This window comes from Zunongwangia sp. L-65, from assembly GCF_056859415.1.
Window position 1 is genome coordinate 76,434 of record NZ_JBSXOK010000059.1, and the last position, 13,347, is coordinate 89,780.

At 35.7% G+C, this 13,347-nt stretch carries 16 protein-coding genes; 6 read left to right on the forward strand and 10 right to left on the reverse strand.

Annotated elements, in window-relative coordinates:
- Window positions 1–6 precede the first annotated feature (6 nt).
- Together AC13DP_RS09490 and AC13DP_RS09495 are read left to right on the forward strand one after the other, a co-directional pair.
- A complete protein-coding gene (locus AC13DP_RS09490; RefSeq protein WP_483067682.1) occupies window positions 7–276 on the forward strand; it encodes an ArsR/SmtB family transcription factor in 270 nt (89 codons plus the stop codon).
- Window positions 277–311: 35 nt separating this feature from the next.
- Complete coding sequence (locus tag AC13DP_RS09495) at window positions 312–1,346, forward strand: LLM class flavin-dependent oxidoreductase (protein WP_228251792.1); 1,035 nt, start codon at window positions 312–314, stop codon at window positions 1,344–1,346.
- A gap of 217 nt (window positions 1,347–1,563) precedes the next feature.
- Here the strand turns inward: AC13DP_RS09495 and AC13DP_RS09500 are convergent, their stop codons facing one another.
- The 3 genes from AC13DP_RS09500 to hxlB form a co-directional block, all read right to left on the reverse strand.
- On the reverse strand, window positions 1,564–1,956 hold the full coding sequence (locus AC13DP_RS09500; RefSeq protein ID WP_013070557.1) for a response regulator: 393 nt from the start codon (window positions 1,954–1,956) through the stop codon (window positions 1,564–1,566).
- A gap of 275 nt (window positions 1,957–2,231) precedes the next feature.
- Complete coding sequence (gene hxlA / locus AC13DP_RS09505) at window positions 2,232–2,858, reverse strand: 3-hexulose-6-phosphate synthase (RefSeq protein WP_013070558.1); 627 nt, start codon at window positions 2,856–2,858, stop codon at window positions 2,232–2,234.
- 36 nt (window positions 2,859–2,894) lie between these two features.
- Window positions 2,895–3,479, reverse strand: a complete 585-nt coding sequence (hxlB, locus tag AC13DP_RS09510; protein ID WP_483067683.1) for a 6-phospho-3-hexuloisomerase — start codon at window positions 3,477–3,479, stop codon at window positions 2,895–2,897.
- Between the two features lie 193 nt (window positions 3,480–3,672).
- On the opposite strand from hxlB, the gene AC13DP_RS09515 reads away from it, so the two are divergent.
- From AC13DP_RS09515 to AC13DP_RS09525, 3 genes are all read left to right on the forward strand, one after another.
- Window positions 3,673–4,515 carry a helix-turn-helix domain-containing protein gene (locus AC13DP_RS09515; RefSeq protein WP_483067684.1) on the forward strand — a complete coding sequence of 281 codons (843 nt, stop codon included), beginning with the start codon at window positions 3,673–3,675 and terminating at the stop codon, window positions 4,513–4,515.
- A gap of 132 nt (window positions 4,516–4,647) precedes the next feature.
- The gene (locus AC13DP_RS09520; RefSeq protein ID WP_483067685.1) at window positions 4,648–5,871 is read left to right on the forward strand and encodes an OprO/OprP family phosphate-selective porin; all 1,224 of its coding nucleotides are present in this window, start codon (window positions 4,648–4,650) and stop codon (window positions 5,869–5,871) included.
- Window positions 5,872–5,999: 128 nt separating this feature from the next.
- Window positions 6,000–6,176, forward strand: a complete 177-nt coding sequence (locus AC13DP_RS09525) for a histone H1 (RefSeq protein ID WP_041579656.1) — start codon at window positions 6,000–6,002, stop codon at window positions 6,174–6,176.
- A 73-nt stretch (window positions 6,177–6,249) separates the two neighbouring features.
- Here the strand turns inward: AC13DP_RS09525 and AC13DP_RS09530 are convergent, their stop codons facing one another.
- The 6 genes from AC13DP_RS09530 to AC13DP_RS09555 form a co-directional block, all read right to left on the reverse strand.
- Window positions 6,250–6,798: a hypothetical protein gene (locus AC13DP_RS09530; protein WP_483067686.1), complete on the reverse strand. Its 549-nt coding sequence runs from the start codon at window positions 6,796–6,798 to the stop codon at window positions 6,250–6,252.
- Window positions 6,791–7,270 carry an RNA polymerase sigma factor gene (locus AC13DP_RS09535; protein WP_483067687.1) on the reverse strand — a complete coding sequence of 160 codons (480 nt, stop codon included), beginning with the start codon at window positions 7,268–7,270 and terminating at the stop codon, window positions 6,791–6,793. Before AC13DP_RS09535 ends, AC13DP_RS09530 begins: the two co-directional genes overlap by 8 nt.
- On the reverse strand, window positions 7,263–8,108 hold the full coding sequence (locus AC13DP_RS09540) for an alpha/beta fold hydrolase (protein ID WP_483067688.1): 846 nt from the start codon (window positions 8,106–8,108) through the stop codon (window positions 7,263–7,265). The genes AC13DP_RS09535 and AC13DP_RS09540 overlap by 8 nt, the downstream gene beginning before the upstream one ends.
- 83 nt (window positions 8,109–8,191) lie before the next feature.
- Complete coding sequence (locus AC13DP_RS09545; protein WP_483067689.1) at window positions 8,192–9,817, reverse strand: ArnT family glycosyltransferase; 1,626 nt, start codon at window positions 9,815–9,817, stop codon at window positions 8,192–8,194.
- A 4-nt stretch (window positions 9,818–9,821) separates the two neighbouring features.
- Window positions 9,822–10,445 carry a lipid-A-disaccharide synthase N-terminal domain-containing protein gene (locus tag AC13DP_RS09550; RefSeq protein WP_483067690.1) on the reverse strand — a complete coding sequence of 208 codons (624 nt, stop codon included), beginning with the start codon at window positions 10,443–10,445 and terminating at the stop codon, window positions 9,822–9,824.
- Window positions 10,442–11,155, reverse strand: coding sequence for a glycosyltransferase (locus tag AC13DP_RS09555; protein ID WP_272956881.1), 714 nt, complete (start codon window positions 11,153–11,155; stop codon window positions 10,442–10,444). The genes AC13DP_RS09550 and AC13DP_RS09555 overlap by 4 nt, the downstream gene beginning before the upstream one ends.
- Window positions 11,156–11,294: 139 nt before the next feature.
- On the opposite strand from AC13DP_RS09555, the gene AC13DP_RS09560 reads away from it, so the two are divergent.
- A complete protein-coding gene (locus AC13DP_RS09560) occupies window positions 11,295–12,236 on the forward strand; it encodes an NAD-dependent epimerase/dehydratase family protein (RefSeq protein ID WP_272956897.1) in 942 nt (313 codons plus the stop codon).
- On the opposite strand, the gene meaB is transcribed toward AC13DP_RS09560, so the two are convergent.
- Window positions 12,231–13,316 carry a methylmalonyl Co-A mutase-associated GTPase MeaB gene (gene meaB / locus AC13DP_RS09565; RefSeq protein ID WP_483067691.1) on the reverse strand — a complete coding sequence of 362 codons (1,086 nt, stop codon included), beginning with the start codon at window positions 13,314–13,316 and terminating at the stop codon, window positions 12,231–12,233. The two genes, AC13DP_RS09560 and meaB, sit on opposite strands and share 6 nt — an antisense overlap.
- Window positions 13,317–13,347: the final 31 nt, after the last annotated feature.

The window sequence follows — 13,347 nt, forward strand, 5'->3', positions numbered from 1 at the left end:
ATAGATTTGGAATTAAAACAGGTTGAAAAAATAACAAAAGCACTAGGAGATCGTAACCGACTTCTTATTTTAAAAGCCATTCGTGCTAATGATGGTAATTTAGATTGTTCTGCTATTGTAACTTCTTTAGCGCTTACACAACCTTCGGTTAGTCATCATATAAAAAAGCTGACCGAAGCAGATATTATTTTAGCACATAAAGAAGGGCGTTTTTATTCCTATTCCATTAATGAAAAGCTCTTGGATAACTATGTGAATACACTAAAAAACCTTTAATTTTTAGTAATTAATATATTGAAATATTTAAATATATGAATAAGAAAGATATAAAATATTCTATCCTGGAACTGGCACATGTTTCTAAAGGAAATACTTATAAAGAAACATTAAACAATTCCCGTGATTTAGCCAAACTTGCCGAAGCTAAGGGATATCATCGTTTTTGGTTTGCAGAGCATCATAATATGGAGCATGTTGGTAGTAGTGCTACCTCTTTATTAATGGGCTATATTGCAGAAAATACAGAGAAAATAAGAGTAGGATCCGGAGGGATTATGCTTCCTAATCATTCACCTTTAGTGATTGCCGAGCAGTTTGGTACCCTTGCAAGATTATATCCAGATCGGGTAGATCTGGGATTAGGAAGAGCACCGGGTACAGATCCTAAAACAGCCAGAGCTATACGATCTGATTTTATGCAGGCTGCACAATCTTTTCCTTCTGAAATTGAAAAAATAGAGCGCTTTTTTGCTGTAGAAAATAGAACTTCAGATGTTAGGGCTGCTATTGCTGAAGGTACCAATGTGCCTTTGTATATTTTAGGTTCCAGCACAGATAGTGCACACTTAGCGGCTAAGAAAGGCTTACCTTATGCCTTTGCAAGTCATTTTGCAACGAATCATCTGCATAACGCATTACAGATTTATCGAGAAGAATTTACTCCTTCTGATGTTTTACAAGCCCCTTATTGTATGGCCGGAGTGAATGTGATCATCGCCGAAACCGATGAAAAAGCAAACGAATTATTTACTACTTTAATCCGAATGTTTTTAGGAATTCTAACTGGAGAAAGAGAAGGCTTAAAGCCGCCAACCCCTATGACCTCAGAACTAAGGGGGGTACTTCAGCATCCTTCGGTACAGCAAATGCTTAAATATTCTTTTGTAGGAAGTAAAGAAAGTGTAAAAATGAAAACGAAAGCATTTTTAGAGGAAACTAAAGTAGACGAATTAATCGCAGTGTCTGCGATGTACGATGCTGAAGATCGAAAAAAATCGGTAACTGCTTTTGCTGAAGTAATGCAGGAAATCAACAAAGAAAATAAAACTTTAGAAAAACAAAATTAGCTGTAATTACTACCTTGAAATCAAATAATACTGACTGGTCTTTTAAAATTAAGACGAGTCAGTTTTTTATAGGCAAACTACAAAAATAGTATACTCCCAACTATCCATAATTATCACGATGGCTCGAAATGCTAATTAGTTTTACAGTCCATAGTATATAAGCTTACACCAGGTATTCTGATTGTCTTCAAAAGGAGGCTTCAAATCTTGTAAGACGTTATTTATCGAAGATATATTTTATTAAGATCTTTCTCGTGGTCTCCGGTAAAATAGGTTTGCTTAAAAAATCATCTATTCCTGCCGGTTTTCCTTTGCTAATCATATCTTCCATTTTGCTGGCGCTTAAAGCCACAATAGGTGTAGGTTTACCTTGTACCAATTTTTTTATTTTTTTACTGGCTTCATAACCGCTAATTCCCGGTAATTGCAGATCCATTAAAATAAGATCAAAATTTGACGATTTCCGAAATATTTCAATGCTTTCTTCTCCAGTATCGGCAGTAATAATTTCGGCTTTTGGGTATAATTTTAAAATAATGCTCCGTATTAAAAACTGGTTTACCAGATTATCATCTACAGCCAAAATTCGTATTGGTTTCTGGAATTTCATTTCTAATACATTAGTAAATAAATATACCTAAAAATAGTTTTAGTAAACAAAATAATAAATCATCTATAAATCTAATATTTATAGATGATTGAAGTTGAATACTCCAATCTCATGATGATAAATTAGTGGGAAGAAATAGGAGTCTTTGTTATAAAAAATAATTTTATAATAAATAAGAAGCTTGCTGCGCAGAAAGTTTATGTAAAAACAAAAAAGGCTGGTAAAATACCAGCCTTAATGACAAATCTAAATTTTGAATAATCTATACTAAAAGCTTAGCTTAAAGCCTCTTTTAGTTCTTTTGCCGCTGCTGCTGGATCTTCAGCGCCGTAGATCGCTCCACCGGCTACAGCTACAACAGCACCAGATGCTTTTACTTTAGCAATGCTATTTTTGTTTACACCACCAGCGATAGATACCGGTACACCGGCTTTAGAAGCTTCGTCGATTAACACATCGATAGAATATCCCGGTTTTGCCTGCTCATCTAAACCTGCGTGTAATTCTACAAATTCTACTCCTAGTTTAGAAACTTCCTGGGCACGTTTTACACGGTCCTTAACACCAATAGTATCTACCACTACGGCGCGGTCATATTTTTTAGCCGCTTCTACAGCACCAATAATGGTAGCATCGTCTATTGATCCCAAAATGGTAATATAATCTGCTCCCGCTTTAAAAGCCATCTCGGCTTCCAGAGCACCTGCATCTGCAGTTTTAAAATCAGCAAAAACTTTTTTATCTGGAAATGCTTCCTTCATTGCAGTGATAACACTAAGTCCTTCACTCTTTATAAGCGGAGTTCCTAATTCAATGATATCAATATAAGGAGCTACTTTGGTAGCCAAAGCAATAGCATCTTCAGTTTTTAGCAAATCGATTGCTACTTGTAATCTAGTCATAATCCTCTATGTTTGATTTATATTTTTGGTTCGTAATTATTCCATGTTGGCATGCATTTTCCACAATTGCTCCGCACTGTTATCAGATTGCTTCCATAGGTATTGGATAAGCGCATCAAATAATAGTAGGAATCCCTGTTCAAAAAGACTCCCGGCGTATTGTTGAGAAATAGCATTTTTATGTTCCTGTTTTCCTGCAGCAGGAATTAAAACTGTATAATTTGAAAGTTGTGCTAATGGCGACGAATCGTTTGTGGTAAAACATACAATTTGAGCTTCATTTTTAGAGGCAGTCTCTGCCGCATTTATAATAGACTTGGTCGCACCAGATCCAGACACGGCAATGAGTAGATCATCTTTACCAATAGCCGGCGTAGTGGTTTCTCCTACAACATGTACCTGATATCCCAAATGCATTAAACGCATGGTGGCTGCTTTTACCATAAAGCCGGTCCTACCTGCCCCGATTAGAAAAATTCGATCTGCATTTTTTAAAGCTCCTTCGATAGTTTCAATGTTCTCGAAGTTTAAAGAATGATATAGGTTAACGTGCTCGTTTATAATAATATCATAGGCTTTTTGAATGCTGATTCTGGAATTGGCATTATTTCTATTTTTCATAGCTAATCGTCTTTATAATTATTCTCTATGTTTGGGAGGCACAAAATTAGAGGGCATCATTACGCAAATTTGTATACGATTTGATAGATGTGTGGTACAATTTGCTTATTGATGAAAAATGTTGGGTGAGATTAGCTAGTTTTGTGGTACTTTTTGGAAAGCAGGTGTTTTCAACTATAAAATGAAGTAGATTATGCTAAGTAATAAGGTACTATATATTCGGGATTTAATAGATTGTCCTCCTTCTTATCTTGACGACCCGGGACGTCGGGAATTTTTTGAGATTGTTTGGCTTAAAAATGAAAAGGCTTTGCATGCACCACAACATTCTTTTCAAACCTTACAGGGCGACTGGATTTATCTTATTCCGCCTTATCGAGTACATCAATTAAATAAAGCTGGAAAAAAAGGGGTATTGCTTTCTTTTAAAAGAGAGTTACTGGAAGATGATCTTAAAGAATTTTTACTGGATGTATTTAGAATGTTCAACATCCAGGGAGAATTTTCCTGTTTGCAGGTCACCGAACAAAGCTCTAAGGGCTTGAACGCTATTTATACTCTTCTTTCTGAAGAATACCAAAAAGAAGAAATGAACCTGATTATGATCAAAGCACTATTAAAGGTATTTTTATTGCAACTTATACAATTAAAAGAGCAGCATTTTACGCAGCATGATATTAATGAAAAACGAATTTATGAGTTTATGTTATTGTTGGAGAACTATTATCTTGAAGAACGTGATACCGGGTTTTATGCTAAACAATTGGGCTTAAGTGCCAAACGCTTAAACCAGATATTAAAGGAGAAATTAGATAAAACCGGACTTCAATTAATCCATGATCGTTTAATCCTTGAAGCCAAACGTCAAATCATTCATAGTGAAAATACCATTAAAGAAATTTCATTTAATTTAAGATTTAAGGATCGGTCTTACTTCAGTAGATTTTTTAAGCAACATGCAGGAATGACACCGCAGGAATTTCAGGAGAGTGTAAAACAGCACGTCATTCAGCACGAAAATACTTTAATAAGCTAATAAGTTCAAATTTATATATCTGGAGAGGTATTAGAGTAATAATACAATGTAAATTAATTGTTTCTTTAATATTATTGTAATGTTAAGAAGTTAGAATTCTTTATTTTTGAACCCATACTTTAAAAATGGACTATGAAGTATGATACACCTTATTTATTAAGGCTTTTACTGCTCAATTTTGTTTTTTGTCTTTCTTCCATTAGCGGTTTTTCCCAGTCAGCGGAGGAAAGTAGCAATTCAGTTTTTCAGGATTGGCGTTTTAAATACGGCGAAAAAGGATTCGAATTTAGATCTGGTGATAATAATTATTTGCTTCAGATTCAAAGCAGGTTACAGTTTAGGTTTGCCACACCAAGTGATAACGACCCTTATACGTTCAACAATTTTTCCGATAACAGCAATAATGTTTTTAAGGTAAATCGCTCTAGACTAAAAGTTGGTGGGCATGCCTATAAACCCTGGTTAAAATATTATTGGGAGTATGAGCTTGGGCAATCTAATCTTTTAGATTACCGAATCATGATAGAGCGTTGGGAATGGTTAAATATAAAAGTAGGGCAGTGGAAGCTTGAATTTTCCAGGGAACGCCGTATAAGTAGTGGAGCACAACAAACCGTAGATCGTTCAATTTTAAATCGGTCTTTTACCGTAGACAGGCAGCAGGGGGTAGAGCTTTATGGAAGATTGCGAACCAAAGGCCCCCTGGACTTTAATTACTGGCTTGGTGTTTTTACCGGTAGTGGCCGTGGAGCCAGGGAGAACGACGATAAAAACCTGATGTATTTTGGCCGCATTCAATGGAATATGTTTGGAGAAAATTTAGGTTTTACAAGTAGCGATCTTGGCATTCACCAAAAACCAGCAGCAATTATCGCTCTTGCCGGAGTAACAAACAGGAGTCCCTATACCCGATTTTCATCTTCTGGTGGAGGCTTCTTGGAAGGGTTTGAAGAACAGAATCCCGGCCAATATCGTATAAATCAGGCCAATTTAGAAACTGCTTTGGTTTACAAGGGATTTAGTTGGCAATCTGAGTTGCATTGGAAAAATATTCAAGATCGGGTGAATAATCAGGAAACTAAATTAAACGGATTTTATTTTCAGGCCGGTTATTTAGCACACCAGTCCTTGGCCTGGTGGCCAGAACCTTTAGAAATTGCTGCCCGTTACGCTAATTTTACGCCAAACACACTACAGGATTATTACTTAGATGAAATAACCCTTGCTTTTAACTGGTTTTTTAAAGGGCATAGAAATAAATTGACGATGGAGGTTTCTGAATTTGATCTGGAAACAGCAGACGTTGGAATAAAAGATGAGTTTAGGTTCCGAATTCAATGGGATATTTCCATTTAGGCTTTAACAATAAACTCTCCATATGCTAAAATTGAGTATTTAGAGTGGGAATTTTTATTGAATTGTCTTTTAAAGTGGAATATTATTTTATTTTCGCCTGTCTAATTAATCTTTTAAATAAAAACAATATGAAAGAATTGGTAGAAAATATCAATGAGACATTTGAAGCTTTTAAAACTGATGCTGATGCTCAGTTAGAATCTGGGAACAAAGCAGCAGGAACACGCGCAAGAAAATCTTCTTTAGCTTTAGAGAAGCTTTTGAAAGAATTCCGTAAAGAATCTGTAGCAGCTTCTAAAAAATAAAACTAAAGCCTCTCATTTAGAGAGGCTTTTTCTTTATATACTGTTGGCGCTCATTTTAATTTTTTGGTAGTACCTACTGTAAACTTTTGATGATTTTTAGCTCTTTTATTATCTGAGTACCTATAAGTACCGCTAAAGCTATAAAAATTATGATCGAAGAAATTATAATGTATATATAGAATCCTGCTGATAATTGCTGCTTAAAAATAGGTAGTAATAGTAGGAATCCAAGTATATACGTAGCAAATAACAAAGGAGTCCATAAATAATGAGTTTTTCTTCTGGATTTATAGTACTGAACCAATTGCTTGTTAAAAGCGAGCATACTTTGATAAAGCGGGAAACTTTCTTTTTTTAAACCACTGGCATATTCCATGATAATCCTAATGCACAGGCTGCCAATCATAAGACCCAATCCCCAAAAGGCTCTTGTATTTTTGTAAGCCGAAACGTAAAAGAAAAAAGCAATTAGCAGAAGCACGGTAATGCCCAGGATAATTTTTGTAATTCTTTGTTTACGCTTTATTCCTTGCGACTTTGCTATGATTTCATCGCTATTTTTAATCGGTGCTGGCGCTTGATGGCTTTGCCATTGTTTTTTGATATGCTGAAAATCATTCATTTTTTACACATTTAGAAAGTTGATCTTTAATTCGGTGAATTCTAGTTCGTATTGCGGCATGATTTATCCCGGTGATTTCTGCAATTTCCTTTTGAGGCAAACCTTCCAGCTCTAATAGAATAATCGATTTATTTTCTGCAGAAAGTTTATCGATACAGCGGTACATACTGGCAAATTGCTTTTCGGTTGTGGGGTCTTCGATAGTCTCATTACCAGCAATGTCAATTTTTAATGGCTTTGTTTTTTGCTTCCGTAGTTCCTGTAAGCAGGTGTTTACGGTAATTCTATAAATCCAGGTTGAAATTGTAGCTTCTCCACGAAAATCTTTAATGTACTGCCACACTTTAATAAAAACCTCTTGCGCCAAATCTTTAGCTAAGGCTTCATTGCCATTAAGATATCCCATGCAAAGCCGTATTACTTTTGGGTAATTGGAGTAGTATATTTCCTGAAATTCCAGTTTTTTACTCATTGGTATTCAAGGCCATTTTTATTTGATCGATTAACCATACTGGCTGGTCATACATTATAAAATGCTTGGAATTTTCTGCAAAATGAAGCTTATAATCACTCAGGTTTTGGTATTGGTTTTTATAATTTATGGTGGCCACCTCTTTTCCGTAGGGAAGATTAGCCGCAAGAATATAAACGGGAACCTTAATATTAGCTAATTTTTGCCGTAAATCTAACTTCAAAAGATCGGTATAGCCATACACATAAGTCTTTCGATCGCTTCTAAGCATATCTTCCACAATCCTTTTTTGGCCTTCTGGATCAAGACTTAAGTTTATAGCCATTTGATTTGCCATTGTTTCGAAATCGGCCTCGCTCATTTCTAATAATTGTTGGTTATAAGGCGAATCATATTGTATGGATTCACTGTCATAGTTTGGAAACATCAATGCACCCATGGCAGGTAATGCGTCGATTAAGATTAGTTTTTTATAAACGTCCTGGTCTGAAGCTAGCCATAAGCCTAAAGTCCCACCCATACTGTGGCCTAAGATGCTAATGTTTTTAAGCTTCTTTTTAGTGATGTAGATTTCCACATCTTTCTTTATCGTTTCGAGCCATGCCGACTGGATAGGGGCAACATCCCCAAAACCTGCAAAGGTGAAAGCATGCACCTGGTAATCTTTAGAAAAGTTAGTAATAATCTCCTGATAAACATCTGCAGTACTACTAAAGCCTGGGAAAAGTAAAAGAGGTTCTCCCTTACCATAAACTTCGACTTTAAAGCTATTTTGACCTACAAGTTGGACAGTAGAAATCATGACTACTATGTACCATATCATTTTAAGATTTTTCATAAGAAATGAATTTAAAGTTTAGCCTTTAGATACATTTCAAACAAAATGTTACATGAGATTTAAATAAAATTGAAAAAATAGCATTAATCCTTCTTCTTTAGCATATAAAAATCACGCATCAACCGGTCTTTATAACCCGATTTTTGAGGGTTTATCTGATTTAAATCGTACTGGTCTACTTTTTTAATAGAATACCCTGAAAATTCTTCTGGAGAAATAGTGTCGGTTACATTAAATAGTAGTCCAAATTCTTCTTCTTTAGGCAAAGAAAGGCTATCGTTTTTAATCAAAATGTGGATAGGTTCACCATAATCCCAAATAATCTCGGGACCAAAAGAATTATATTCATAAACCGTAAATTGCTTGTTTTCGGCTTGCTTTTTTAATTCGGCAAAAGACTTATAATTGGGGTTGTCGATTAAAGTATCGATGAGTGGAAAACCAAAAACGATTACTGTACAAATAAAACCTACGGTAAGATAAAATATTTTAGAAAACCTGTTTTTTCTTAGATAATAAAATATCGAAATGCCTATTCCAAATAAAGCAATAGAAGTAAGAGCATACCATAAATAGTAGATTCCGTCTAAATCTAACATGAAATAAGACCCGAAGGGAAAGGCGATACCAATGATGGCTATAAGTCCGAAGTTGAAATAAACCACCCATTTTTCTTTCATTTTCAGTCCCGAAAAATTACTGAAAAGATATTCGATATAAAACGAAGTGTTTAATGCCATTGGGATAAGAACGGGTAAAAGGTACCTTGATTTTTTTTCAGGAATGATGGATAAAAGAATCACTGAAAGTACTGTCCAGAGAATCGCGAATTTATATGCTTTTTTATTGCTCACCTTGTTTTTTAAATAGGGGTAAAGCAGCGCTACCAAAGATGGGATAGTCCAGATACCGCTTTGAGTAAAGAAACTCCAGTAATAATAAAAGGGGCGTATATTATAACTTCCCCAATTTGCGGCTTCGTCTTTAGTGATTTCTAAAAAAGCAATGGGATCGGCTAACCTCACATATACAAACCACCACAAACCAACTACTAAACTTAGTACAAGAAAAACCACCAATGCACCCCATTTTTTCCTAAAATCCTGAAATTTATAGACGATAGCATAAGCTATTAAAAAGGGCAGGAATAATGCGTATAGCGAAACCGGTCCTTTGCTTAGAATAGAAAAGCCAAAGAAAAGTCCTGCTAGAACAGCATTACGCCACAACTTTCTCTCATCCCTAAAAAACTGGAATAGAAAGTAAATAGCCACCATCATAAAGGAATGTGTAAAGATATCCCACTGGCCGTTTCTTCCGGAAAAAATAATGTAAAATGAACTAACGGCGATGAGCGATCCTATAAAAGCCTGTTTTCTGGTGATATTTATTAATGCGGAAAATTTATATAAGGAAACGGCAAGAAGGGTAGCGGCGCAGGCTGCGGGTAGGCGTAAAGCCCATAAATGCTCTATACCGAATATTTTAGCTGAAATTGCGGTTAACCAGGTAGGTAAAGGTGGCTTTTCGTAACGCGGGATGTCATTTAATGTAGTAAGGAGCCAATGATCTAGATGTAGCATTTCTCTTGCTGAACCAAAATTTCTAGCTTCCATGATGTTTACGTAAAGAGCATCGAGGTTAAAGAAAAATATAAGGAGGCAAACACCAATTAGGGCAAGTAGGTATCTATGAAATTTAGGTTTCATTTAATTATCGTTTAGACTTTTGGCTTAAGATAATATTTCTTACGTAAACTACGCTTCCAAAAATATGGCCTGTAAATAAAACAGGATCTTTTCTAATAATAGCGTAAATTAAAATGAGACTGGCACCGATTAAACTCAAAATCCAAAATCCTAATGGGAGAATACTTTCTTTTTTTCTTTCAGAATACATCCATTGGTAGAGGAATCGCAGATTAAAAATGATCTGAGCAACGATACCTAAAATTACGAGCCAGAGGGGGATATTCTCACTATTAAAGAAGCGTTGTAAATCTAATGTACCATTATTATAATTATAAAATACCACAAAAGCGGGGAAGATATAAATGAAGAGCTGTAATATGCGCTTCATTTTTTCCCATTCTCCCTGCAATTGTAAATTACGAATATAAATGTAATAGGTAATGGCCTGGCCAAACATGATCGAAAAATCATCTTTTAAGTCACCATAGATAAAAAGCAGGAAAGAGGCAATTAAGCTTAACTTCCAGAAAAGGCTGGGGGTTAAGACCCTTTTATGTTTTTCTGAAAGTATCCACTGTAACAATAGTCTTCCAGAAAAAAGAATTTGGGCCACAAAGCCTATGGTATATATGTACCAAGGCATCATCCTTTTTTAGCCACGTTATAGTTGATATACTTTTTCTTCATCCACAAATATGCAAAGCAATCTAGGAAAGGACCTAAAAGGCGGTTCCATACATGAAATTTGGCTTTACCGGCAATTCTGGGATAATGTCTCACAGGCACTTGTTTTACACTCCCGTTTTGTAACATTATCATTGCCGGTAAAAATCGGTGTAAGCCTTTAAACATCGGGATACGTTTTGCATAATCTGCCTTAATGATTTTTAGGGGGCAGCCGGTATCGTTCATACCGTCGTGCGTAAAGCTTTTACGAATACCATTAGCGATAAGCGAGGACATATTTTTTACAAAAGAATCTTTTCGATCTGCACGCCATCCCGTCACAAGATCATATTCCCCAATATCCTGCATTAAAAGATTAAAATCTTCAGGATCGGTTTGTAGATCTGAATCGATATACCCAATTAGCGGTGTGTTAGCATAATCGAACCCAGCTTTAATTGCAGCGCTTAATCCGCAATTTTGTGCAAAAGAAATAAAATAAAATGCTTCATTACCAGCACAAATTTTTTCGATCATCGATAAACTGTTATCCGAGGAGCCATCGTTAACCAGTAGGATACAGGTGGGCTTCACAGCAATTTCCAGATAAGTTGATAACTGTTGTTCCAGCCGTTCCAGGTTTTCTTCCTCGTTATAGATAGGAACAATGATCGTAAACTGATATTCCATAATTGATAAATTGACTGCAAATGTATCTTTTAAAAGAAAAAAAAAGAAGGTTCTTACAGGAAATATCGTTTTTTAATGATAATCATTGTACTTTGCCCCCGCAAATTTTCAGGATGTTGATAATTTTAGACTTTAAATGATGAAAGTTTTGGTTACCGGTGCAGCCGGTTTTATAGGTTCTCATGCTGCCGAAGCATTAAGTAAAGAAGGTTACGAAGTGATTGGATTAGATAATTTTTCTGATTACTACGATGTAAAATTGAAAGAATTAAATACAGAAAGTCTTCGTAAAAACAATATCCAGATAAAGAAAGTAGATCTAAGAAAGCCTGAAGATTTTAAAAAGCTTACCAGCGATTTTGATTTTATAATTCATTTTGCGGCACAACCTGGTATATCCTCCAGCAGTACTTTCGATCAATATCTGCAAAATAATGTTATTGCGACTCAAAATTTAATTGAGTTTGCCCATCAAAATAAGAAGCTAAAGCATTTTTTTAATATCTCTACATCTTCAGTATATGGATTGGAAGCTACCTTTCCTGAAGATGCTGCAGCACAACCTGCTTCGTTTTACGGCGTAACCAAATTAGCTGCCGAACAATTGGTATTAGCTGAATCCAGGGCGAAACGTTTAAACAGTAGTTCATTACGATTATATTCGGTTTATGGACCAAGGGAACGACCTGAAAAGTTATATACTAAATTAATTGCATGCGCTTTTAACAATGAAAAGTTTCCTTTATTTAGCGGAAGCCAAAAGCACCTTCGAAGCTTTACTTATGTTGGGGATATTATAGAAGGATTACTTTCGGCGGTGAAAAAGCATCATGAATTAAATGGAGAGATCATTAACTTGGGTACAGAAGCTGAGTATACCACTCAGGAAGGTATAGATTATGTGGAAGAACTTTTAGGGAAAAAGATTGAATTAGAGGTTAAACCAAGGCGTAAAGGAGACCAGTGGCACACTCGTGCTAATATCAATAAGGCTAAAAAAATATTGGATTACCATCCAACTACAACTTTAAAGGATGGATTGCAACGTCAAATTAACTGGTATAAAGCCAATTTTCTATAATTTAGAATACTTTTCCAAAAGCTGTTGAGCAGCGATAAAAGGAGAGGTTTTTTTATCGAAAATTGCCTGTAATTGTTCTTCAAGAGCCACTTTTATCTCAGGATTTTGATAGAAAGACTGTTTTAATTGCTCATTTATACTTTGTAGGAGCCAAAATTTGTTTTGCTGTTTTCTATTCTCTTCAAAATAGCCATTTTCTTTACTATTTTTTTCAAAAGACGTGATCAGCTCCCAAACTTCAGGAATACCGGTATTATATAAAGCACTGCTAAGTAAGACCTTGGGTGTCCATCCGCTTTCTTTTGGAGGGTAAAGATGTAGCGCTCTTCTAAAATCTAATTTAGCGGTATTGGCAGCCTTTACATTTTCCCCATCAGCTTTGTTAATAACGATAGCATCGGCCATTTCCATGATTCCGCGTTTAATGCCCTGTAATTCGTCACCGGCTCCGGCTAATTTCAGCAATAAAAAGAAATCACACATACTATGTACGGTGGTTTCACTTTGGCCAACGCCTACAGTTTCAATTAAAATTACATCAAAGCCTGTAGCTTCGCAAAGCATAATACTCTCCCTTGTTTTGCGAGCAACGCCTCCTAAAGAATCCCCAGAAGGACTGGGACGTATAAACGCCATTTCTTCTTTTACAAGCTTTTCCATTCGGGTTTTATCTCCCAGGATGCTGCCTTTAGAAATACTACTGCTGGGATCTACGGCAAGAACAGCTACCTTTTTGCCTAAACTGAGTAGATACGTTCCGAAAGCTTCAATAAATGTACTTTTTCCTACACCGGGAACTCCGGTGATACCAATTCGAATTGATTGTCCTGAAGAAGCTATAGCCCCTTCGATAATTGCTGATGCCTGTTGCTGGTGTTTTATAGTATTACTTTCAACCAGAGTGATGGCTTTTCCCAGCGCTGTTTGATTACCCTGAAGAAGACGATTTAGAATTTCAGTATGATCCTGTTTCTTCTTCCGCAACGATTTAATTTTTTCCGCAGAAGTATTACTAACATTTGCTGAGGCAGGAATGCTATTACTTTGAGATAGGGCAGATGTATTGGAAGATTTTTTCAAGATGCGTTTATTTATGACAAATTTATGAATA